General features: G+C 68.4%; 18 protein-coding genes. 6 read left to right on the forward strand and 12 right to left on the reverse strand.

Translation table 11 applies throughout. The features are described from left to right. Positions 1 to 136 precede the first annotated feature (136 nt). Both AC1DKV_RS15730 and AC1DKV_RS15735 read left to right on the forward strand, forming a co-directional pair. The gene (locus tag AC1DKV_RS15730; RefSeq protein WP_441617784.1) at positions 137 to 1,123 is read left to right on the forward strand and encodes a Bug family tripartite tricarboxylate transporter substrate binding protein; all 987 of its coding nucleotides are present in this window, start codon (positions 137 to 139) and stop codon (positions 1,121 to 1,123) included. A 52-nt stretch (positions 1,124 to 1,175) separates the two neighbouring features. Continuing rightward, positions 1,176 to 3,524, forward strand: a complete 2,349-nt coding sequence (locus AC1DKV_RS15735) for a cytochrome P450/oxidoreductase (RefSeq protein ID WP_441617786.1) — start codon at positions 1,176 to 1,178, stop codon at positions 3,522 to 3,524. A gap of 40 nt (positions 3,525 to 3,564) precedes the next feature. Here the strand turns inward: AC1DKV_RS15735 and AC1DKV_RS15740 are convergent, their stop codons facing one another. Together AC1DKV_RS15740 and AC1DKV_RS15745 are read right to left on the reverse strand one after the other, a co-directional pair. Continuing rightward, positions 3,565 to 4,191: a glutathione S-transferase family protein gene (locus tag AC1DKV_RS15740; RefSeq protein ID WP_441617788.1), complete on the reverse strand. Its 627-nt coding sequence runs from the start codon at positions 4,189 to 4,191 to the stop codon at positions 3,565 to 3,567. A gap of 186 nt (positions 4,192 to 4,377) precedes the next feature. After that, positions 4,378 to 5,298: a LysR family transcriptional regulator gene (locus AC1DKV_RS15745; RefSeq protein WP_441617790.1), complete on the reverse strand. Its 921-nt coding sequence runs from the start codon at positions 5,296 to 5,298 to the stop codon at positions 4,378 to 4,380. A gap of 156 nt (positions 5,299 to 5,454) precedes the next feature. Here AC1DKV_RS15745 and AC1DKV_RS15750 point away from each other — a divergent pair, with 156 nt between their 5' ends. Then, positions 5,455 to 6,402: a DMT family transporter gene (locus tag AC1DKV_RS15750; protein ID WP_441617792.1), complete on the forward strand. Its 948-nt coding sequence runs from the start codon at positions 5,455 to 5,457 to the stop codon at positions 6,400 to 6,402. A 114-nt stretch (positions 6,403 to 6,516) separates the two neighbouring features. Beyond that, complete coding sequence (locus AC1DKV_RS15755) at positions 6,517 to 6,843, forward strand: thioredoxin family protein (RefSeq protein ID WP_441617794.1); 327 nt, start codon at positions 6,517 to 6,519, stop codon at positions 6,841 to 6,843. A 231-nt stretch (positions 6,844 to 7,074) separates the two neighbouring features. Here AC1DKV_RS15755 and AC1DKV_RS15760 read toward each other — a convergent pair whose 3' ends face one another. From AC1DKV_RS15760 to AC1DKV_RS15790, 7 genes are all read right to left on the reverse strand, one after another. Beyond that, entirely contained in the window at positions 7,075 to 8,274 is a 1,200-nt protein-coding gene (locus tag AC1DKV_RS15760; protein ID WP_441617796.1) for a ribonucleotide-diphosphate reductase subunit beta, read from the reverse strand. Between the two features lie 75 nt (positions 8,275 to 8,349). Further along, positions 8,350 to 11,292 carry a ribonucleoside-diphosphate reductase subunit alpha gene (locus AC1DKV_RS15765; RefSeq protein ID WP_441617798.1) on the reverse strand — a complete coding sequence of 981 codons (2,943 nt, stop codon included), beginning with the start codon at positions 11,290 to 11,292 and terminating at the stop codon, positions 8,350 to 8,352. A gap of 513 nt (positions 11,293 to 11,805) precedes the next feature. After that, positions 11,806 to 12,465 carry a 1,6-anhydro-N-acetylmuramyl-L-alanine amidase AmpD gene (ampD, locus tag AC1DKV_RS15770; RefSeq protein ID WP_441617800.1) on the reverse strand — a complete coding sequence of 220 codons (660 nt, stop codon included), beginning with the start codon at positions 12,463 to 12,465 and terminating at the stop codon, positions 11,806 to 11,808. Then, complete coding sequence (locus AC1DKV_RS15775) at positions 12,458 to 14,086, reverse strand: sigma-54-dependent transcriptional regulator (protein ID WP_441617802.1); 1,629 nt, start codon at positions 14,084 to 14,086, stop codon at positions 12,458 to 12,460. Before AC1DKV_RS15775 ends, ampD begins: the two co-directional genes overlap by 8 nt. Before the next feature lie 56 nt (positions 14,087 to 14,142). Further along, positions 14,143 to 16,212, reverse strand: coding sequence for a sensor histidine kinase (locus AC1DKV_RS15780; RefSeq protein ID WP_441617804.1), 2,070 nt, complete (start codon positions 16,210 to 16,212; stop codon positions 14,143 to 14,145). Next, a complete protein-coding gene (locus AC1DKV_RS15785) occupies positions 16,209 to 16,463 on the reverse strand; it encodes a PP0621 family protein (RefSeq protein ID WP_441617806.1) in 255 nt (84 codons plus the stop codon). Before AC1DKV_RS15785 ends, AC1DKV_RS15780 begins: the two co-directional genes overlap by 4 nt. Before the next feature lie 7 nt (positions 16,464 to 16,470). Next, positions 16,471 to 17,418, reverse strand: coding sequence for a cytochrome C assembly family protein (locus AC1DKV_RS15790; protein WP_441617808.1), 948 nt, complete (start codon positions 17,416 to 17,418; stop codon positions 16,471 to 16,473). Positions 17,419 to 17,520: 102 nt separating this feature from the next. On the opposite strand from AC1DKV_RS15790, the gene ffh reads away from it, so the two are divergent. Next, positions 17,521 to 18,915, forward strand: coding sequence for a signal recognition particle protein (gene ffh, locus AC1DKV_RS15795; RefSeq protein ID WP_441617810.1), 1,395 nt, complete (start codon positions 17,521 to 17,523; stop codon positions 18,913 to 18,915). Positions 18,916 to 18,964: 49 nt separating this feature from the next. After that, positions 18,965 to 19,507, forward strand: coding sequence for a hypoxanthine-guanine phosphoribosyltransferase (locus AC1DKV_RS15800; protein ID WP_441617812.1), 543 nt, complete (start codon positions 18,965 to 18,967; stop codon positions 19,505 to 19,507). Here AC1DKV_RS15800 and AC1DKV_RS15805 read toward each other — a convergent pair. From AC1DKV_RS15805 to AC1DKV_RS15815, 3 genes are all read right to left on the reverse strand, one after another. Continuing rightward, entirely contained in the window at positions 19,491 to 20,111 is a 621-nt protein-coding gene (locus AC1DKV_RS15805) for a LysE family translocator (protein WP_441617814.1), read from the reverse strand. The genes AC1DKV_RS15800 and AC1DKV_RS15805 overlap by 17 nt on opposite strands. Positions 20,112 to 20,236: 125 nt before the next feature. Beyond that, the gene (locus AC1DKV_RS15810; RefSeq protein WP_441617816.1) at positions 20,237 to 20,887 is read right to left on the reverse strand and encodes a LysE family translocator; all 651 of its coding nucleotides are present in this window, start codon (positions 20,885 to 20,887) and stop codon (positions 20,237 to 20,239) included. Between the two features lie 87 nt (positions 20,888 to 20,974). Continuing rightward, positions 20,975 to 21,375 (reverse strand): helix-turn-helix domain-containing protein (locus AC1DKV_RS15815; protein WP_477137630.1); only part of this gene is annotated, 401 nt, incomplete at its 5' end.

Genomic DNA, 21,375 nt, shown 5'->3' on the forward strand with positions numbered 1-21,375 from the left:
GTGCCGATCCTCACGTTAACCCGCATCACCAAATTACGCAATGCGTATATCATTTACGCAAAACACAACCCGGACGCCAAGCACGCCGGGACGAATCCAGACCGGAAAAACAAGAGAACCGGAAACAGGAGACAAGATGATCATCGTCCGCCGCAAATTCATGGCCCTCGGCCTGGGCCTGGCCGCCCTTCCCTGGCTGCCGGGCGCCGCCTTTGCCGACCCCGCCTTCCCGACCAAGCCGGTGCGCTGGATCGTGCCGTACGCCGCCGGCGGCGGCTCGGACTTCCTGGCGCGCTCGATCGGCCAGGCGCTTTCGGCCCGGCTGGGCCAGCCGGTGGTGGTCGACAACAAGCCGGGCGGCAACACCGCGATCGCCGCGGCAGAGACCGCGCGCGCACCGGCCGATGGCTATACGGTGCTGTCGGCGGACAACGGCACGCTGGTCTTCAACCCGGCGCTGTACAAGACGCTTTCCTACAACCCGGTCAAGGATCTGGCGCCGGTCACGCTGCTGGGCAAGTTCCCGATGATCCTCGTGGTCGGTCCCGGCATGCCGGTCAACACCGTGCAGGAGTTCATCGCCAAGGCCAAGTCCAGGAGCGGCGGCATCGACTACGCCTCCGCCGGCGCCGGCAGCCCGCACCACCTCGCGATGGAACTGCTCAAGGTGGAGGCCGGACTGAACATGGTCCACGCGCCCTACCGCGGCGCGGCGCCGGCACTGGCCGACGTGGCCGGCGGACAGGTCCCGGCCATGATGGTCGACCTGGCCGCGGGCGCGGGCTTCATCAAGGGCGGCAAGGTCAAGGCGCTGGCAGTGGCAAACCCGACCCGCCTGCCGCAACTGCCGGACGTGCCGACCTTCGCCGAAGCCGGCTACAAGAATGTGGAAGCGGCGGCGCTGGTAGGCATGGTGGTGCCCGCCGGCACGCCGCCCGAAGTGATCGCCACGCTGAACAAGCAAGTGGTTGCCGCCATCAGGGAGCCGGCCGTCAACAAGCGGCTGGTGGACTTCGGCGTGGAGCCGGTTGGCAATACGCCGGCCCAATATGCCGACCTGTTGCGCAGCGAGACCACGCGCTGGCACAAGCTGATCCGCGACCTGAAGATCACGCTGGACTGAGCAAGCGGCGCAACGCCTGAACCTTTGAGCAACGAACACCGGAGCAGCACAGATGGCCAACGACACCCACAATCCGCGCGCATCGGGATGCCCCGTTGACCACAGCCTGCTGACGGCGCAGCGCACGCCGAGCGGCTGCCCGGTCAGCGCGCGCGCCGCGGAATTCGACCCGTTCGGGGACGGCTACCAGCAGGACCCGCCCGAGTACGTGCGCTGGGCGCGCGAGCAGGAGCCGGTTTTCTACAGCCCGAAGCTCGGCTACTGGGTGGTGACCCGCTACGACGACATCAAGGCCATCTTCCGCGACAACCTCACCTTCAGCCCGTCGATCGCGCTGGAGAAGATCACGCCCACCGGGCCCGAGGCCAACGCGGTGCTCGCGTCGTACGGCTACGCGATGAACCGCACGCTGGTCAACGAGGACGAGCCTGCCCACATGCCGCGCCGCCGGGTGCTGATGGAACCCTTCACACCGGAGGAGCTCAGGCACCACGAGCCCATGGTGCGCCGCCTGGCGCGCGAATACGTCGACCGCTTCATCGATGACGGCCGCGCCGACCTGGTCGATCAGATGCTGTGGGAAGTGCCGCTGACGGTGGCGCTGCACTTCCTCGGCGTGCCCGAGGAAGACATGGACCTGCTGCGCAAGTATTCCATCGCGCATACGGTCAACACCTGGGGCCGGCCGAAGCCGGAGGAGCAGGTGGAGGTCGCGCACGCGGTGGGCAACTTCTGGCAGCTCGCCGGCAAGATACTCGACAAGATGCGGCAGGATCCGTCCGGCCCGGGCTGGATGCGCTACGGCATCCGCAAGCAGCAGGAGCATCCGGAGGTCGTCACCGACTCCTACCTGCACTCGATGATGATGGCCGGCATCGTCGCCGCGCACGAGACCACGGCCAATGCGACCGCCAATGCGATCAAGCTGCTGCTGCAGCATCCGCGCGCCTGGCAGGAGATCTGCGAAGACCCCGGCCTGATCCCCAACGCGGTGGAAGAATGCCTGCGCCACAACGGCTCGGTCGCGGCGTGGCGGCGCCTGGCCACGCGCGACGTGCAGGTCGGCGGCGTGGACATCCCGGCCGGCTCGAAACTGTTGATCGTGACCTCGTCGGCCAACCATGACGAAGGGCACTTCACCGACGCCGATCTCTTCGATATCCGCCGCGAGAACGCCAGCGACCAGCTTACCTTCGGCTACGGCTCGCACCAGTGCATGGGCAAGAACCTGGCACGCATGGAGATGCAGGTCTTCCTGCAGGAGCTCACGCGGCGCCTGCCCCATATGCGCCTGGCCGAGCAGCGCTTCAGCTACGTGCCCAACACCTCGTTCCGCGGCCCCGAGCATGTGTGGGTGGAATGGGATCCCGCGCGGAACCCCGAGCGCGCCGATCGCGCCCTGCTCGATGCGCAGGCGCAGGTGCGCATCGGCGAACCGTCCGCGCACGCGGCCAGCCGGCCAGTGGTGGTGCAGGCCGTGAGCCGCGCGGCCAACGGCATCGTCCGGCTGCGGCTGGTCTCGCCCGACGGCCGGCCGATGCCGCGCTGGACACCGGGCTCGCACATCGACGTGGAATGCGGCGGCACCGGGCTGTCGCGCCAGTACTCGCTATGCGGCGACCCGGCCGACAGCAGCGCGCTGGAAATCGCCGTGCTGCGCGAGGCGCAGGGCCGCGGCGGCTCGGCCTGGGTGCACGACAATGTGAAACCAGGCGACCGCCTCAAGATCCGCGGTCCGCGCAATCACTTCCGGCTCGACGAGAGCGCGCGCAAGCTGATCTTCATCGCCGGGGGCATCGGCATCACGCCGGTGAGCGCGATGGCGCGGCGCGCAAGGCAGCTGGGGATCGACTACGCCCTGCACTACAGCGGCCGTTCGCGCGCGTCGATGGCGCTGCTCGACGAACTCGCGGCGCTGCACGCGGACCGCCTGCACGTGCACGCAAGCGACGAGGGCCGCCGCGCCGATCTCCAGGCACTGCTCGGCCAGCCCGACCCGCACACGCAGATCTACGCCTGCGGCCCGGCGCCCATGCTTCGCGCGCTGCAGGAATGCTGCGCCAGCTGGCCCGGCGACGCGCTGCGCATCGAGCATTTCGAATCCGCCCTGGGCACGCTCGACCCCGCCAGGGAGCAGGCCTTCGAGGTGGAGCTGAAGGACTCCGGCATCGTGGTCACGGTAGCGGCGGACCAGACCGTGCTGGCGGCGTTGCGCGCCGCCAATATCGACATGCAGAGCGATTGCGAGGAAGGCCTGTGCGGCTCCTGCGAGGTGCGTGTGCTGGCCGGCGAGATCGACCACCGTGACGTGGTGCTGACGCGCGCCGAGCGCGAGGCCAACGGCAGGATGATGACCTGCTGCTCGCGCGCTGCCTGCAAGCGGCTGGTGCTGGAGCTATAGCCAGGGCCGGCGCGCCGGCGCGTGCCGGGCTGTCAGCCTGTCAGGCGCCCTGCTGCGCCACCAGCCTCGCATCGATCTCGCGGGCGCGCGCCACCGCCGGCCGCGAGGTGGTGCGCTCGATATACGCCTTCACCGCCGGCGTCGCCTCGACCAGCTTGAAGTGGGTGATCCAGGCCAGCGCGGTGCCCCACAGCACGTCGGCCGCGCTGAAGGTGTCGCCCAGCAGGTAAGGACCCTTTTCGAGCTGCCCCAGCAGGGTGCCGATGACGGTGTCGTAGTCGCCGTAAGGGCACATCGCGCGCGGGGTCTCGCGCTGCTGCGAGCGGTCCACGATCGCCGGCTCGAAGCTCGATCCGTAGAAGGCCAGCCAGCGCAGGTACGGCCCACGCAACGGATCGGTCAGCGCGGGGGCGAGCCTGGCCTGCGGGAACAGGTCGGCCAGGAAAATGAAGATGGCGGCCTGCTCGGTCACCAGCGCGTCCCCGTAGCGAATCGCCGGCACCTTGCCCATCGGGTTGATGGCCAGGTAGGCCGGCTCGCGCTGCTCGCCCGTCTTCATATTGAGCGGGTGCAGGCGATATGGCACGCCCAGTTCCTCGAGCAGGATCAGCGCGCCGGTGGAACGCGTGTTGGGGGAGTGGTACAGGGTGATTTCGGGCTGCGACATGGATTGTGGCTCCTGAAAACGGGGGACGATGGGAAGAACTGCGCCAAATAACGAAACTGCAAAACAGCAAGACGGCGAAACGGAATATGAGTCTACAGGCTCGCGCCGTTCACTTTCCTCGCACGCCGATCGGCGCGCGGGAAAAACCGCACCGCACCGCACCGCGCCACGCCGTTGCGCCGCCGCTCAGCCAGCCCCGCCGATATGCGCGGCGAGGTAGTCGATCAGCACACGCACCTTGGGCGGCAGGAAGCGATTGGGCGGATAGAGCAGCCACACCGGCCCGACATAGGCGCGCGCCTGCAACTCCCAGTCGGCCAGCACGCGCACCAGCGTGCCGTCGCGCAGCGCGCCGGCGGCGGTGAACTCGGGCAGCGAGGCGATGCCCAGGTCCTGCTGCGCCGCTTCCAGGCGCGCGCCAGCGTGATTGGCAATGTAGCGCCCCCGCACCGCCACCGTATGGGTCTCCGCCTCGCGCCGCAGGCGCCAGCGGTTGTCGTCGGCGGTCTCCCCCAGGTACAGGCAGTCGTGCAAGGCCAGTTCGCGCGGATGCACGGGCGTGCCGCGCGCGCCCAGGTAAGCCGGCGACGCGCACAAGACCCAGCGCACCGCGCCGAGACGGCGCCCGGCCAGACCGGGCGGCGGCCGCTCGGTCAGCCGGATCACCAGGTCGAGGTCGTGCTCGAGTGGATCGACCTCGTGGTCGGTGAACATCAACTGCAGGTCGATCTCGCCGTAGGCGCGCAGGAAGCCCGCCACCAGCGGATGGATCACCGTCTTGGCGAACGCGGTCGGCGCGCTCACGCTGACCCTGCCCTGGGGCCGGCCGGACAACTGGCCCGCCGCGTCGACCGCACCCGCTGCCGCGCCCACCATGTCGCGGCAGTAGCGGTACACCTGCGCACCGGATTCCGTCACGCGCACCCGGCGCGTGGAGCGCTCGAGCAAGCGCGTGGCCAGCGCCTCCTCCAGCCGCTTGATCTGGCGGCTCACCGTCGACGGCGTGCTGCCGAGCTGGCGCGCGGCGAGCGAGAAATTACCCGCGTCCACCACGCGCGCGAACACGGCCATGTCGGGCAGCAAGGCGAGGAAATCGGTCGGGTTCATAGGGATGGCTCCGGAGGCGACGGCCAGGCGAGTCAGCCGGCATTGATGCACCCACGACATAAAAGATGTGCATGCAACCATGATTATCATCGCCGCCGCAAAGCCAGACAATGCTTCTCCCGGCCTTTGCGCGCCCTTGCGACCTCCGAACCCATCATGCCTACCCCAAAGCGCCTGTTGATACTGTCCGACCTCATGCTGCTCGCGGTCGCTGTCGTCTGGGGCAGCAGCTACGGCGTCGTCAAGGGCGCCCTGCTCTTCTATCCGGTGCTGGGACTGCTGGCGCTGCGCTTCGGCATCACCTTCGTGATCCTCTCGCCCGCGCTGGGCGCCCTGCGCCGCGTTGACGCCGCGACGCTGCGCGGCGTGCTCGGCAGCGGCGTGCTGCTGCTCGGCATCTTCCTGTGCGAGACCTTCGGCGTGCTGCTCACGCACGCGGCCAACGCGGCCTTCCTCATCAGCTTGTGCGTGGTGCTGACGCCGCTGGCCGAATGGCTGCTGCTCAAGCGCCGGCCCGCGCGCATCGAATGGGCCGCGGTGGCGCTCTCGCTGGCGGGCGCATGGCTGCTGGCCGGCGACGGCGCCGTTGCCTTCAACCCCGGCGATGCGCTGATCCTGGCCGCCGCGGCGCTGCGCGCGGTGATCGTCTGCGTAACCAAGCGCGTGCTGCGCGCCACGCCGCTGCCGGCGCTGACGGTGACCGCGGTACAGGCCGGCGTGGTGGCGGGCGGCAGCGCCTTGGCCGCACTGGTGCTGATGCCGGCGCATTGGCAGCCGCTGCCCTCGCTGGCCGGCCATGCCCCGTTCTGGGCCAGCGTGCTCTACCTGGTGCTCGCCTGCACGCTGTTCGCCTTCTTCGCGCAGAACTACGCCATCAAGCGCAGCAACCCCACGCGCGTGGCCTTGCTGATGGGCAGCGAACCCGCGTTCGGCGCCGTGTTCGCCACCATCTGGCTGGGAGAGCGGATCACGGCCACGGCCTGGATCGGCGGCGGTCTCATCGTGGCGGCCTCGCTGCTGGCGACGGTGCGCTGGGGCAAGGCAGCAGCCGAAGGCACGCCGCCCTCCGCGCCCGCAGGGCTGCCCCGGCAATCGCAGGCGTGAGCTTGTGCCGGCTCCCGGATGCGTTTCACGGCTTCGCAGCCCTCATGCCAGAATGACTGCCGGCGACGGCGGCGCGATGCGCACTGCATGCGCCACGCACCAGGAGACTCCAGCATGACGATGACCGAGCAATACGCCGCGCGCGAGCCCGCGCGAACCGATATCGACGCCATCAAGGGCGCGGCGCTGATCGAATTCGGCGCGCCCTGGTGCGGCTACTGCCTGCGCGCCCAGCCGCACCTGGCCCGCGCGCTGGCCAGCCACCCCGGCGTGCAGCACTTCAAGGTCGAGGACGGCAGCGGCAGGCCCCTGGGCCGCTCGTTCCGCGTCAAGCTGTGGCCGACGCTGGTGTTCATGCGTGACGGCGCGGAAGTGGCGCGGCTGGTACGCCCGGACAGCGCGGAGGCCATCGAGAAGGCGCTGCGGCAGATCGGCGCCTGAGCCGGCGGGCCGCATGGGGAGCCGCGCCGCGGCACCAGGACTGCCGCCTTTGCGCCTTGTCAGTCGTCGCGCAGACCGGCGAAGCGACAAAAAAACAGGGGGTGGCAATCCGTTGATTGCCACCCCCCATCTGCGTCAGCCTGGCGTCCGGACCCGAGACCGGCTATCCAGTGCGCCCTCGTGCCGCTCGGCGTATCGCTACGCTACCGCCGGCAGCCGGCCGACAACAACTCAATCCCACGACAGCGCGCCGCCAGTCTGGTACTCGATGACGCGCGTCTCGAAGAAGTTGCGTTCCTTCTTCAGGTCGATCATCTCGCTCATCCACGGGAACGGGTTTTCCTCGTTCGGGAACAGCTGCTCCAGGCCGATCTGCTGGCAGCGGCGGTTGCAGATGAAGCGCAGGTAGCCCTTGAACATCGGCGCGTTCAGACCCAGCACGCCGCGCGGCATGGTGTCCTCGGCGTAGCGGTATTCCAGGTCCACGGCCTTCTTGAACAGCTCGGTGATCTCGGCCTTGAACTCGTTGGTCCACAGGTGCGGGTTCTCGAGCTTGATCTGGTTGATCAGGTCGATGCCGAAATTGCAGTGCAGGGACTCGTCGCGCAGGATGTACTGGTACTGCTCGGCGGCACCGGTCATCTTGTTCTGGCGGCCCATGGCCAGGATCTGCGTGAAGCCCACGTAGAAGAACAGGCCTTCCATGATGCAGGCGAACACGATCAGCGACTTGAGCAGCTTCTGGTCGTTCTCGGGCGTGCCGGTCTTGAAGGCCGGATCGGTCAGCGTGTCGATGAACGGGATCAGGAACTCGTCCTTGTCGCGGATCGACTTCACCTCGTGGTACGCGTTGAAGATCTCGGCTTCATTGAGGCCGAGGGACTCCACGATGTACTGGTAGGCGTGCGTGTGGATCGCTTCCTCGAAGGCCTGGCGCAGCAGGTACTGGCGGCATTCCGGCGCGGTGATCTGGCGGTAGGTGCCCAGCACGATGTTGTTGGCGGCCAGCGAGTCGGCGGTGACGAAGAAGCCGAGGTTGCGCTTGATCACGCGGCGCTCGTCTTCGGTCAGGCCGTTCGGGTCCTTCCACAGCGCGATGTCGCGCGACATGTTGATTTCCTGCGGCATCCAGTGGTTGGCGCAGCCGGCCAGGTACTTTTCCCAGGCCCATTTGTACTTGAACGGCACCAGCTGGTTGACGTCGGTCGAGCCGTTGATCACGCGCTTGTCGGCAGCGTTGACGCGGCGGTCGCTTTGCACGGCGGCGGCGTTCGGGTGGTTGCCAAGGATGCCCGAGCCGGCCGGCTGGGTGGCGGCAGGCGGCAGCACGCCTTGCTGGTCGGCGGCGAGGCCGGCCGGCAGGGCGGGTTGGGGAGCAGGCTGCGGTGCGGCCTGCGGGGTGGCTTGAACGTCGTCGTCCCAGCTCAGCATGATGTGGTTCTCCGTGGAATTCTTCAGTGGGCCGCACCCGCGGCCCACTCTGGGCTAACGGGGGCGGCTTTCAGCTTATTGGCAGGCTTCGCACTCGTCGAAACCGGCGTCGCCCGGGCGCATCGTGCAGACCGCGCCTTCGGCTTCCGGCATGGCCGGGGCGGCGGCGGCGGCCTGGTCGATGCCGGCGGCGCTGATACCGCTGTCGCTACCCGACGACACGGCGTTGAGCGAGCCGCGCGACACGGTGGATTTCTCCACGTGGGTGGCTGCCATGGTGCGCAGGTAGTACGTGGTCTTCAGGCCGCGCAGCCAGGCCAGCTTGTAGGTGTCGTCCAGCTTCTTGCCCGAGGCGCCGGCCATGTAGATGTTCAGCGACTGGGCCTGGTCGATCCACTTCTGGCGGCGGCTGGCGGCTTCCACCAGCCAGCTCGGCTCGACTTCGAAGGCGGTGGCGTAGATGTCGCGCAGGTCTTGCGGGATGCGGTCGATGCGGGCCAGCTTGCCGTCGAAATACTTCAGGTCGGCGACCATCACTTCGTCCCACAGGCCGCGTGCCTTCAGGTCGCGCACCAGGTAGTCGTTGACCACCGTGAACTCGCCCGACAGGTTGGACTTGACGTACAGGTTCTGGAAGGTCGGTTCGATGCAGGCCGACACGCCGATGATGTTCGAGATCGTTGCCGTGGGCGCGATCGCGATGCAGTTCGAGTTGCGCATGCCGTGCTGCTTGATGCGCGCGCGCAGGCTGTCCCAGTCCATGGTCGAGGAATGATCCACTTCCAGGTAGCCGCCGCGTTCCTCGGCCAGCAGCTTGAGCGAGTCCTGCGGCAGGATGCCGCGATCCCACAGCGAGCCTTCGTACGTGCTATAGCGGCCGCGTTCCTCGGCCAGCTCGCTGGAGGCGCGGTAGGCGTAGTAGCACACCGCTTCCATCGAGGTGTCGGCGAACTGCACGGCGGCGTCGCTGGCGTACGGCAGGCGCAGCAGGTGCAGGCAGTCCTGGAAGCCCATGATGCCCATGCCGACCGGGCGGTGGCGCAGGTTGGAGTTCTTCGCCTTGTCGACCGCGTAGTAGTTGATGTCGATCACGTTGTCGAGCATGCGCATGGCGGTGCGGATGGTCTTCTCGAGCTTGGCGTGGTCGAGCACCTGGGTGCCGTCGGCCAGTTGCTTCAGGTGGGCGACCAGGTTCACCGAACCCAGGTTGCATACCGCGATCTCGCTCTCGTTGGTGTTGAGCGTGATTTCCGTGCACAGGTTGGAGCTGTGCACCACGCCCACGTGCTGCTGCGGGCTGCGGATGTTGCACGGATCCTTGAAGGTGATCCAGGGATGGCCGGTCTCGAACAGCATGCCCAGCATCTTGCGCCACAGCTGCATGGCGGGGATCTTCTTGAACAGCTTCAGCTCGCCCCGGGCGGCCTTGGCTTCATAGCCCAGGTAGGCTTCTTCGAAGGCGCGGCCGACCTTGTCGTGCAGGTCCGGGCAGGTGGCGGGCGAGAACAGCGTCCACTCGCCGGCTTCCATCACGCGCTTCATGAACAGGTCGGGAATCCAGTTCGCCGTGTTCATGTCGTGGGTGCGGCGGCGGTCGTCGCCGGTGTTCTTGCGCAGCTCGAGGAATTCCTCGATGTCCAGGTGCCACGTCTCCAGGTAGGCGCACACCGCGCCCTTGCGCTTGCCGCCCTGGTTGACCGCGACCGCGGTGTCGTTGACGACCTTCAGGAACGGGACCACGCCTTGCGACTTGCCGTTGGTGCCCTTGATGTGCGAGCCGAGCGCGCGCACATTGGTCCAGTCGTTGCCCAGGCCGCCGGCGAACTTGGACAGCAGCGCGTTTTCCTTGAGCGCTTCGTAGATGCCCTCGAGGTCGTCCGACACGGTGGTCAGGTAGCACGACGACAGCTGCGAGCGGCGGGTGCCAGAGTTGAACAGGGTCGGCGTGGACGACATGAAGTCGAACGACGACAGCAGCTGGTAGAACTCGATGGCGCGCGCTTCGCGGTCCTTCTCGCCCAGCGCCAGGCCCATCGCCACGCGCATGAAGAAAGCCTGCGGCATTTCGATGCGCGCTTCGTCGATGTGCAGGAAGTAGCGGTCGTACAGGGTCTGCAGGCCGAGGTAGTTGAACTGGAAGTCGCGCTGGGCGTCCAGCGCGGCGCCCAGGCGGGCCAGGTCATAGGTGGCCAGCTTCTCGTCCAGCAGCTCGGCTTCGATGCCGCGCGCGATGAACTTGGGGAAGTAGTCGGCGTAGCGCGACACCATTTCGGTCTGGGTCACTTCGGCGCCCAGGATTTCCTTGCGGATGGTGTGCAGCAGGATACGCGCGGTGACCTGGCTGTAGGCCGGGTCCTTCTCGATCAGGGTACGCGCGGCCAGGATGGCCGAGTCGTAGACCTGGGTCATGGGCACGCCGTCGTACAGGTTCTTCAGCGTTTCCTTGAGGATCGGCTCGGCGCTGACGGCGTCGCCCAGGCCCGAGCAGGCATTGTCGATCAGGGCATGCAGCGAGCTCACGTCCAGCACGCGGGCCACGCCGCCGTCGGTCACGTTGAACGTGACGCCGCCTTCCTGCACGCGGGCAACCGCCTGGGCATTGGCCTGGGCGCGTTCCTGGGTGCGCTTCTCGCGGTACAGCACGTAGGAACGGGCCACCTCATGCTCGCCCGAGCGCATCAGCGCCAGTTCCACGTGATCCTGCACGTCTTCGATATGGAAGGTGCCGCCGCTGGGGCGGCTGCGCAGCAGCGCGCGCACCACATTCTGGGTGACTTGCTCGACCACTTCGCGCACACGCGCGGAAGCGGCGCCCTGCCCGCCGTTGACCGCCAGGAAGGCCTTGGTCACGGCCACCGAGATCTTGCTCGGCTCGAACGCCACCACGGCGCCGTTGCGTCGGATGATCTTGTAGTCCTGGTAGTCGCCAGCGCCGGCAGCAGCGGGGCTCGACTGCGGGTTCGCTGCCACACCGGCGGCGGTGGCGCCGGTGGAAAATTCGTTCTGGGCTGTCTGCATGAGGAACTCCTGTTCTGACCCGTGTTTTATGAGTGACAAAGAGCCCCGAGCAAAACGCGCAAGACAGAAAAGATTCGCCGGGCCGTGAACGGCCGGGGGCGGGCTGCATTGCTGGATTCTGCTGGGACTCTTGTGACGCGCCAGTCCTTAGGCGGGGCCGCAGTGAAACGCTGTAAAGCGCTGCGGCGGTAACTGCACACCTAGGCTGGCTCCCCGAAAGCACCACTAGATATAGTGGTCGATACGAAAAACTGGACTAAGTATAGTGAAACGAAGCGGCTTGACCAGTCTTGACAAGCGTCTTTTTGAGCCGAAGCCGGTGACGGCCACGGCATGCGGCACCGCGCCAAACCCGCCAGCCCAAGAGACGTAAGGAATCCCGCCTGACGGTGTGTTACCGCACAATGAAAAGAAATTTTTTTGATTGCCCGGACCGCTTCGATAGGGGCCGGACTTTATCAGGGTTTTCCCGAGATCGCTCGATCCCCCTAGACCGCGTGCCGGGCCCTTGCCTCAGGGCCCGTCTTTGCGGTAGGGCAACATGGCCCGAGCCAGGCCGGCGGCGGCCGCGAAGCCAATCCAGTCGAAATGCGGGCCCGGATCGGTCTTGCGGCCGGGCGCGATATCGCTGTGCCCGGCCAGCGCGCGCACCGGATAGGCGACGAGCAGCGCACGCACCAGCGCCGCGGTGGTGTGGTACTGGGCCAACGTGAACGGCTGGTCGTCGCTGCCTTCGATCTCGATGCCGATCGAAAAATCGTTGCAGCGGGTCCGGCCGAAGAACGCCGACTGACCGGCATGCCAGGCCCGGTCCCGGCACGACACGAACTGCACCAGTTCGCCTGTGCGCGTCACCAGGAAATGCGCCGAAACACGCACCTCATGGATAGTGGCGAAGAAGGGATGGCGCGACGGGTCGAGCCGGTTCTGGAAAAACGCTTCGATATCGCCGCTGCCGAATTGCCCGGGCGGCAGGCTGATGTTGTGGATGACCACCAGGTCCACCGGCATGCCGGCGGGACGGGCATCGAAATTGGGCGACGGCACGCGGCGCGCGGCCGGGACCCAGCCCGACGGGTCGGGGCTGAAGGCAGCAGCAGCAGCAGCAGCGTCAGTGGCGGCGCTGCCGGGCGTGGCCGCAGATGCCGGCCCGCCGATGTCGTGCTCAGGCATCGCGCACTCCGCTGGTGGCGTCCACGGCACTGCGCGCGGTCTCGCGCAGGCCTTCGCCGGCCACGCCATCCGCCATCTCGCCCGCGTCGGCACCATCGTCGCGTCCTTCGCGGATGCCGAGCTGCTGGATGCGGTAGCGCAGCTGGCGAAAGCTCAGGCCCAGCAGCGGCGCCGCTGCCGTGCGGTTGAAGCCGGTCTGCTGCAAGGCCTGCAGGATCAGGTCGCGCTCGAGCGCTTCCAGGCGGCCGGGCAGGTCGATCGGGAAGGTGACGCGGCCAGCCTCGCCCGCGGCCTCGCGCACGGCACCCGCCGGCGCCGCATCGACCGGCGCGGCCGGCGCCGCGGGTGCATCGTGGCGTCCGGCGTAGCGTGGATCGGGCTGGTACTGGTATCCGCGCGGCGCGACCAGCGCGACGTCGGCCGCGCCGGCATCCAGCGCGCCGAGGTCGTCCACCTCGATGGACTCGCCCTCCGCAAAGGCGTACGCGCGCTCGAGCAGGTTCTCCAGTTCGCGCACATTGCCCGGGAAGGGATAGTCCGCCAGGCGCTGCTGCGCGGCCACCGCCAGCCGCTTGGGGTGGGTGTCGCCGTAGCGCACCGCCAGGTGCTCCAGGATGGCGCCGGCCAGTACCGGCAGGTCCTCGCGGCGCTCGCGCAGGGTGGGCATGCGCAGCGCCAGCACATTGAGGCGATAGAACAGGTCCTGGCGGAACTGGCCGGCCGCGACCATCGCGGCCAGGTCCTTGTGGCTGGCGCACAGCACGCGCACATCCACGTTCTCCTCGCGGCTGGCGCCGATCTTGCGCACGCGCCGCTCCTGCAGCACGCGCAGCAGCTTGACCTGCATGGCCAGCGGCAGGTCCGCCACTTCGTCGAGCAGCAGCGTGCCGCCGTTGGCGGCCTGGAAGAAGCCGCCGCGCTCGGCGTCGGCGCCGGTGAACGCGCCCTTCACGTGGCCGAAGAATTCCGACTCCATCAGCGTCTCGGGGATGGCGCCGCAGTTCACCGCCACGAAGGGATGCGCGGCGCGCGTGCTGATCGCGTGGATGGCGCGCGCGGCGCGCTCCTTGCCGCTGCCGGATTCCCCGCTGATGACGATCGGCGCCATGCTGCGCGCCAGCCGCGACAGCGCGCGGCGCACGTCGTGCATGGCCGGCGAATGGCCGGGCAGCAGGTTGAAGGCGCGGTCCGCCGTGCCCGCCCCGGCGGCGCCCTCGCCGCCGTCTGCGTGGTCGCGCTGCTGGCGGCCGAGCGCATTGAGGATCAGGCTGCGCAGCTGGTCCAGCGAGACCGGCTTGGCGATGTAGTCGAAGGCGCCCGCCTTGAGTGCCTCCACCGCGTTGTCGGCGCTGCCGTAGGCGGTGATCACCGCCACCGGCACGCGTTCTGGCGCGCTCGACAGCTGGCGCACGATGTCGATGCCCAGGCCATCGCCCAGGCGCATGTCGGTCAGCACCAGGCTGTAGCGGCGCGCCGCGAGCTGCTCGCGCGCTTCGGCCAGGGAGCCCGCCAGGACCACGTCGTGGCCCATGCGGCGGATGGAGATATCGAGCAGCTCTCGCAGGTCAGCCTCGTCGTCGATGACGAGAATCGGATCGGAGCCTGGCGTCTTGGCGGGCATGGGTCTGGTGGTAGTCGTGCGGTCTGGCGGAACGGGATCGGCAGATCCGGGGCGAGTCAGCCGCCCGCCTGGTCCTGCGCATCGATGCGCAGGGTCAGGACAAAGGCCTTGGCCGGCAGTGTATCGCGTGCCGCCGGGGCCAGCATGCCGGTCTGCGCCAGCAGCGCGTCGAGCGAGATGGTGCCGTAGCGCACCTGGGCATCATTGGCGCCGCACAGCTCGCGTGCCATGAACAGGCCTAGGCCGGTGCCCTGCGCGTTGCTGGTGAAGAACGGCTCGAACAGCGTGCGCTGGTGTTCGCGCGACACTTCGACGCCGTCATTCCAGACGATCAGCTCGGCATGGTGCTGGTCCAGCGCGTGGGCCAGCAGGCGGATCGCGCCGGGCAGGCGGCTGCAATAGCGCCAGGCATTGTCGAGCAGGTTGCCCAGCACCTGCTGCAGTTGCGAAGGATCGAAGATGACCGGGCGTGCCACGTCCACCGTGACCCGCACCGCGTTGGCGTTGATCTCGGCCGGGCGCGGCGTGCGGCGCGCGCCGACCGGGTCATGGCTGGTCGAGCGGGCGCGCATTTCCAGCCGCCAGCGGCCAACGATCTCCGGCAGCGCCTGGTTCAGGTCCACCGCGGTGCGTTCGGTGCGCGGCCGGCGCGACATCTGCAGCACGTCCGACACCACCTGGTCGAGCCGCTGCACATTGTCATGGATGATGCGCAGCAGGCGCGCGTCGACATCGCCTTCGGGGCGCCCGCGGCTGGTCTCGGCAAGCAGCTCGCTGGCCTGGCTGATGGCGGCCAGCGGATTGCGGATCTGGTGCGCGACGCTGGCCACCAGCCGGCCCATGGCGGCCAGCTTCTCCTGCTGTACCTGCTCGGCGATGCGCTCCCAGCTTTCGATATGGACCAGCACGGTGTCGCGCATCTCGCTGCGCAGCAGCGCTTCGTCCTCGGGCCGCCAGGCCATGGCCTCGCTCTGCGCGATGGCCAGGCGCAGCCGCGCCGCCGCCTCAGGCGTGAGCTCGTTCCAGGTGGCCGTGTTCATGGCCTGCTGCGCGCTCAGCGAGACCGACAGCGACGAAGCGAAGGTCGAGCGCAGGCTGGCCAGCCCCGGCAGCAGGAAGCGCAGCCGCAGGCGCGTATGCAGGATCGGGCCGCGGGCCGACGAGGGCCGCGACGGCAGCGGCAGCAACTGCAGGATGCGTGGCGCATCATCCTTGCTGCGCACCCAGTCGCGCAGCATCTCCATAAGCGGCTGCAGGCGCGGGATCTGGCGCACGTCGAACAGCGCGTCGCGCCCGGTGCCGGGCGTGGCCGAAGGCTTGCCGCGCTCGGCCGGCTGCACGCCGAGCAGCACCACCGCGGCCGGGTTGGCGGCCACCACGGCGCCGTTGGCGCGCAGCAGCATCACGCCGTCCTGCATGTCGTTGACCATCAGCCGGTTGACCAGTTGCTGCAGGCGCAGCTCCTGCTCGCGCGCCAGCGCCAGGTGTTCCTGCGCAAGCTGGCGGTTGGCCAGCAGGTACATCAGCGACGCCGCGATCATGAACACCAGGCCGTACAGCCCCGAGCCCAGCAGGCCCGCATCGGCCTGGTGCAGCAGCAAGGTCTGCGCGAACGGGGCGCTCATCACCACCAGCGCCGAGGCCGCCGCGACCGACAGCGCGAACAGCAGGCTGGTGAGCGCGCCCGCCTGCAGCGCCGGCAGCAGGAAGATCATCGCCATGCCCTCGCCGCGATAGCCCTGGGCAAGGAAGATCAGGCCCAGCAGGACAAGGTCGGCCAGCACCTGCGCATGCACGCGCAGGTGAAAGCCGCGGCGCCACCACAGGGCGGCGGCGGCCATGGCAAGCGCCATCACGGCATAGGGCACGGCCAGCGGCAGCGACGCCAGGCCGTGGCCCACCGCCACGGCCAGCCGCTCGCTCTCGGCGCGCTGGGACGGCAGCCAGGCGTAGCCGAGCAGGAGCAGGGCCACCGCCAGCCGGGTCCAGGAGAAATAGCGCAGCAGTCGCCAGTGGAATTCCGGCGGTTCCGGTCGCTGCCACATGGCGGCGACGATGTGCCAGGCCTTGAGGCCGGGCCCTGGCGAGGACGTGGGCGTGGACGAGAGCGCGGCGGGTCTCTTCATGCGGCGGGATTGTCCGCGTCGCTGTCGGCCGGCAGGTGGGCACGCCGGCAATAATGCAGGCCGCGGTAGGCGATGGCTTCGCCGCGCGGCAGGTGCACGGCGCAGTACGCGCATTGCACCATGGCCTCCTGCGGCGCCGCGGGCTGGCGCGGCCGCACGGTGTCTTGCCCGGCCTGGCGCCGTTCCGCGCGCTGGCGCAACCACCAGAAGAAGCCCAGCAGCACGGCCAGGACTAGAAGGATGCGTGCCATGCCGGGTTCAGAGTCGGTGCAGGATGACTTCGATGACGAAGCGGCTGCCCACGTAGGCCAGCAGCAGGATGCCGAAGGACGCGATCACCCAGCGCAGGGCCGTGCGTCCGCGCCAGCCGTAGAAGGTGCGTCCGGCCAGGATGCCGGCGAACATCACCCAGGACAACAGTGCGAACACGGTCTTGTGGTCCAGCCGGAAGGCGCGCCCGAACAGTTGCTCGGAGAACAGCAGGCCCGACAGGATGGTCAGCGTCAGCAACACGAAGCCGGCGCCGATCAGCCGGAACAGCAGTTTCTCCAGCGTCAGCAGCGGCGGCAGCAGGTCCAGCCAGCGCCCCATCCATTGCGCCGAATCCTCGCCCTGCCCACCCTGCCCGGACTGCCTGCCATGGGGTGCGCGGTTGAAGCCGTGCAGCCGGCGCTCGGCCAGCAGCATCAGGAAGGCGTGGAAGGCGGCAAGCGTGAACAGCCCGTAGGCCACGTTGGCAATGACGAAATGCAGCTTGAACAGCGGCGCCGCCGCGTAGCCCAGGATCTGCGCGCCGGGAAAGGCCAGCGGGATCAGGCTGGCCAGCATCGCCACCGGGAACACGATCAGCCCGAGCCCGGCCAGCGAAAAGAAGAAGCTCTCTATCCAGTAGATGCCCACGCCCAGCCACAGCATGGCCGAGAGCGCGAAGGCAAAGCCGAACATCATGCGGTCGGCCGGGAAGATGGTCTCGTGCAGCAGCAGCCCGTGGCTGGCCAGCGCGGCCAGCATCAGCGCGTGCCACCAGGCCGGGCGCGCCTCGGCGCGCCCCCCGCCTGCGCCTTGCAGCAGCACGGTAGCTGCCGCGCCCCCCAGGGCGCCGCTGGCGGCGCCGGCAGCCGATAGCTGCGGGTTGCGCGTCGCCCAGCCATGAAAGGCCAGGCCGCAATAGAGAAGTGCCGTCAAGGCATACAGTACAATGGCCATTTGCACAGTTTACCTTAGCGCCCCGCCCCGGTGGCGCCCCGCTTGAGCCGGGCCCGACGCCAGCCTCAAGCCTCGATAAAGCCTATCCCCCGGACTTCTGCCATGCTGGACAATCTCACTCAACGCCTGGCGCGGGTCGTCAAGACCATGCGCGGCGAGGCTCGCCTGACCGAAGCCAATACCGCCGAAATGCTGCGCGAAGTGCGCCTGGCCATGCTGGAGGCCGACGTCGCCCTGCCGGTGGTGCGCGAATTCATCGCCCGCGTGAAGGAAAAGGCGCTGGGCGAGGACGTGGTTTCCAGCCTCACCCCCGGCCAGGCGCTGGTGGGCGTGGTGCAGCGCGAGCTGACCGCGGTCATCGGCGGCGTGGAAAGCCTCTCGGCCGGCGACAAGAGCGGCGAGCTCAACCTGGCCGTGCAGCCGCCCGCGATCATCCTGATGGCCGGCCTGCAGGGTGCGGGCAAGACCACCACCGTGGGCAAGCTGGCCAAATGGCTCAAGGAAAACAAGAAGAAGAAGGTCCTGACGGTATCGTGCGACGTGTACCGCCCCGCCGCCATCGCCCAGCTCAAGACCGTCTCGGAGCAGGTCGGCGCCGACTTCTTCCCTTCCCAGCCCGACCAGAAGCCGGTGGACATCGCCCGCGCCGCGGTCGACTGGGCCCGCAAGCACTACCATGACGTGCTGATCGTCGACACCGCCGGGCGCCTCGGCATCGACGAGGTGATGATGCAGGAAATCACCGCGCTGCACGCCGAGCTCAAGCCCGCCGAAACGCTCTTCGTGGTCGACGCCATGCTGGGCCAGGACGCGGTCAACACCGCGCGCGCCTTCCATGACGCGCTGCCGCTCACCGGCGTGGTGCTCACCAAGCTGGACGGCGATGCACGCGGCGGCGCCGCGCTGTCGGTGCGCCATATCACCGGCCGGCCGATCAAGTTCGTCGGCGTCGGCGAAAAGCTCGACGGGCTCGAGCCCTTCTACCCCGATCGCATGGCCCAGCGCATCCTGGGCATGGGCGACATCCTCGCGCTGGTCGAGGAAGCCCAGCGCGGCGTGGACATGGAAGCCGCCGAAAAGCTGGCCAAGAAGATCAAGAAGACCGGCGACTTCGACCTGGAAGACTTCAAGGCCCAGATCGGCCAGATGCGCAAGATGGGCGGCCTGGGCAGCCTGGTGGACAAGCTGCCGGCCCAGTTCGCCCAGCAGGCCCAGGGCGCCAACATGGACGTGGCGGAAAAGCAGGTGCGCCGCATGGAGGGCATCATCAACAGCATGACCGCCGCCGAGCGCGCCAAGCCGGATCTGATCAAGGCCAGCCGCAAGCGCCGCATCGCCACCGGCGCCGGCGTGCCGGTGCAGGAAGTCAACCGCCTGCTCAACCAGTTCGACCAGATGCAAGGCATGATGAAGAAGCTCAAGGGCGGCGGCATGATGAAGATGATGCGCTCGATGGGCGGCATGAAGGGCGGCATGAAGGGCCTCTTCAACCGCTGAGCGGCCACCGGTAGCTACCTACAAGACAGTCAGAGACAGGATCGACATCATGATGAGCGCCGAACAGGCCCGCGAACTGTGGGCCAACTCCGAGGAAATCGTCAGCGCGCAAGCCGTGCATGAGTCGCTGGACCGCATGGCGGCCGAGATCACGGAAAAGATGGGCGACACCTTTCCGCTGGTGCTGTCGGTGATGGGCGGCGCCGTGGTCTTCACCGGCATGCTGCTGCCCAAGCTGGCGTTCCCGCTGGAGTTCGACTACATCCACCTCTCGCGCTACAACAACAAGACGGTGGGCGGCGAGATGCAATGGCGCGTGGCGCCGCGCGAGTCCGTCAAGGGCCGCACCGTGCTGGTGCTGGACGACATCCTCGACGAAGGCGAGACCATGGCGGCGATCCGCCAGCGCATCATGGACATGGGCGCCACCAACGTCTACGCGGCGGTGCTGTGCGAGAAGGCGCTGCAGAAGGCCAAGCCCATGCACCCCGATTTCTGCGGCTTCACCGTGCCGGAGCGCTATGTCTTCGGCTGCGGCATGGACGCCCACGGCTACTGGCGCAACCTGCCCGCCATCAGGGCCTTGCGCTGAGGATCGGCCACAGCGAGGCCAGCAGCAGCAGCGCCATCGCCACGTTGAACAGGCGCAGCACACGCGGCTGCGCCAGCCAGCGCCGCATGGCCGAGCCGAACACCGCCCACATTGCCACGCTGGGCAGGTTGATCACGGCAAACATCCCGGCCAGCAACAGCACGTTGAGCCACACATTGCCGTCCAGCACATAAGTGCTGCACGCGCCCACCGCCATCACCCACGCCTTCGGGTTGACCCACTGGAACGCCGCGGCCTGCAGGAAGCCCATCGGCCGCGCCACCTGGCGCTCCTGCAGCCCGCCCGAGGTAGCCAGCTTCCAGGCCAGCCACGCCAGATAGAGGGCTGCCACCACGCGCAGCACGGTCCAGGTCCAGGGCAAGGCGGCGAACAGCGAACCCAGCCCGAGCCCCACCACGGCCACCATCAGCGCGAAACCGGCGCTGATGCCGAGGATGTGCGGCACGGTGCGGGCAAAGCCGAAGTTCACGCCCGAAGCCAGCACCATGGTGTTGTTGGGACCGGGCGTGATCGACGAGACCAGCGCGAACAAGGCGAAAGCGGCAAACACGCCGGATCCGGCGGCGAACGGGGGCACGACCATGACTGACTCCATCTGGGACAACGATGCAAGCCAGTCTAGCCAGATGACTCAGTACAGTACCGGTACAGTTGACCTGAAAACTGGCAGTACGGGCACGAGCACCTGCGCCCGGCGTTTGCGAAGGCTCAGGCCCCAGCCCGCAAGGCATGCAGGGCCACCAGCAGCGCGATGCCCCACAGCACCAGCCCCGTCACCCGCTCCACGCCGCGCACCGAACGCGCGAAGCGCGCGCGCACCGGCGGCAGCCGTACCCCCCAGGCCACCAGCAGGTCCCAGCCGAAGACCACGGCAAACATCCACAGGCCGTAGCCGAACTGCGCCACGATCGGCGTGCGGCTGCCGGCCAGCATGGAAAACAGGCTGGCGTAGAACAGCCCGTTCTTCGGGTTGAGCGCGGCCGACAGGAAGCCGGTGGCGAACTGCGCCGCGTAGTCGCCCGGCGGCGGCGACCCGCCGGCCTGCGCCAGCGAGGTCTCGCCGCCCGAGCGCAGCAGCCGCCAGCCGAGCCACGCCAGGTACAGGCAGCCGCCCCACTGCAGCAGCATGAACAGCCCGTGGCTCGCGCGCGTGGCCGCCAGCCCGGCCATCGCCAGCGCGATGAACAGGCCGTTGCCCAGCGCGATGCCGAGGCAGACGGCGCTGGCACGGGCCACGCCGTGCACCAGCGAGCTGCGCACCACCAGGAAGAAATCGGGCCCCGGGCTGAGCAGCGCGAGGAAGTGCGCGCCCGCCACCAGGGCGAATTGGCCGAAGCCCGCTGCGACGAGGAAATCCATGCTGGTCCTTTCGTGAAAGGCAGCCAGTGTGGGCGGCGCGGCAGGCAGGTGTATTGGAGAAAATTGCACGCGGTGGCCCGCGCGGGCTCAGCCGGCGCGGCGCTGGAAGCCGCGCGGCGTGAGCGCGACGCGCTGCTTGAAGGCGCGCTGGAAATGGCTCTGGTCGGAAAAGCCCAGCATCTGGGCGATGTCCGCCGGCGCGCCGCCCGCCTGCAACAACAGGCGCGCGTGGTTGATGCGCAGGTCGAGCTGGTAAGCGTGCGGGGTCATGCCGGTCTCGGCGCGGAAGGCGCGGATCAACTGGTAGCGGCTCATGCCGGCGCTGCGCGCCATCTCGGCCAGCGGCAGCGGCTCGGCATGGCGCTCGCGCAGGGTCGCCACCAGGCCGGCCAGGCGCCCGCGCTCGCTGGGCGCAGGCGGCGCGCCGACGGACTGGCGCCGGTAGTCGCCGCCGAACAGCGCCGCGACAAACCCGGCCAGCGCGGCTT

This window comes from Cupriavidus sp. 05T41, from assembly GCF_056396525.1.

Excerpts from the sequence above, each read along its gene's own strand:
- AC1DKV_RS15780 (WP_441617804.1), bottom strand. The coding sequence starts at position 16,212 with ATGAAGAGACCCGCCGCGCTCTCGTCCACGCCCACGTCCTCGCCAGGG.
- AC1DKV_RS15765 (WP_441617798.1), bottom strand. The coding sequence starts at position 11,292 with ATGCAGACAGCCCAGAACGAATTTTCCACCGGCGCCACCGCCGCCGGT.
- AC1DKV_RS15805 (WP_441617814.1), bottom strand. The coding sequence starts at position 20,111 with ATGGTCGTGCCCCCGTTCGCCGCCGGATCCGGCGTGTTTGCCGCTTTC.
- AC1DKV_RS15800 (WP_441617812.1), top strand. The coding sequence starts at position 18,965 with ATGATGAGCGCCGAACAGGCCCGCGAACTGTGGGCCAACTCCGAGGAA.
- AC1DKV_RS15730 (WP_441617784.1), top strand. The coding sequence starts at position 137 with ATGATCATCGTCCGCCGCAAATTCATGGCCCTCGGCCTGGGCCTGGCC.
- ampD (WP_441617800.1), bottom strand. The coding sequence starts at position 12,465 with ATGCCTGAGCACGACATCGGCGGGCCGGCATCTGCGGCCACGCCCGGC.
- AC1DKV_RS15735 (WP_441617786.1), top strand. The coding sequence starts at position 1,176 with ATGGCCAACGACACCCACAATCCGCGCGCATCGGGATGCCCCGTTGAC.
- AC1DKV_RS15810 (WP_441617816.1), bottom strand. The coding sequence starts at position 20,887 with ATGGATTTCCTCGTCGCAGCGGGCTTCGGCCAATTCGCCCTGGTGGCG.
- AC1DKV_RS15785 (WP_441617806.1), bottom strand. The coding sequence starts at position 16,463 with ATGGCACGCATCCTTCTAGTCCTGGCCGTGCTGCTGGGCTTCTTCTGG.
- AC1DKV_RS15760 (WP_441617796.1), bottom strand. The coding sequence starts at position 8,274 with ATGCTGAGCTGGGACGACGACGTTCAAGCCACCCCGCAGGCCGCACCG.
- AC1DKV_RS15755 (WP_441617794.1), top strand. The coding sequence starts at position 6,517 with ATGACGATGACCGAGCAATACGCCGCGCGCGAGCCCGCGCGAACCGAT.
- AC1DKV_RS15750 (WP_441617792.1), top strand. The coding sequence starts at position 5,455 with ATGCCTACCCCAAAGCGCCTGTTGATACTGTCCGACCTCATGCTGCTC.
- AC1DKV_RS15745 (WP_441617790.1), bottom strand. The coding sequence starts at position 5,298 with ATGAACCCGACCGATTTCCTCGCCTTGCTGCCCGACATGGCCGTGTTC.
- AC1DKV_RS15740 (WP_441617788.1), bottom strand. The coding sequence starts at position 4,191 with ATGTCGCAGCCCGAAATCACCCTGTACCACTCCCCCAACACGCGTTCC.
- AC1DKV_RS15775 (WP_441617802.1), bottom strand. The coding sequence starts at position 14,086 with ATGCCCGCCAAGACGCCAGGCTCCGATCCGATTCTCGTCATCGACGAC.
- ffh (WP_441617810.1), top strand. The coding sequence starts at position 17,521 with ATGCTGGACAATCTCACTCAACGCCTGGCGCGGGTCGTCAAGACCATG.
- AC1DKV_RS15790 (WP_441617808.1), bottom strand. The coding sequence starts at position 17,418 with ATGGCCATTGTACTGTATGCCTTGACGGCACTTCTCTATTGCGGCCTG.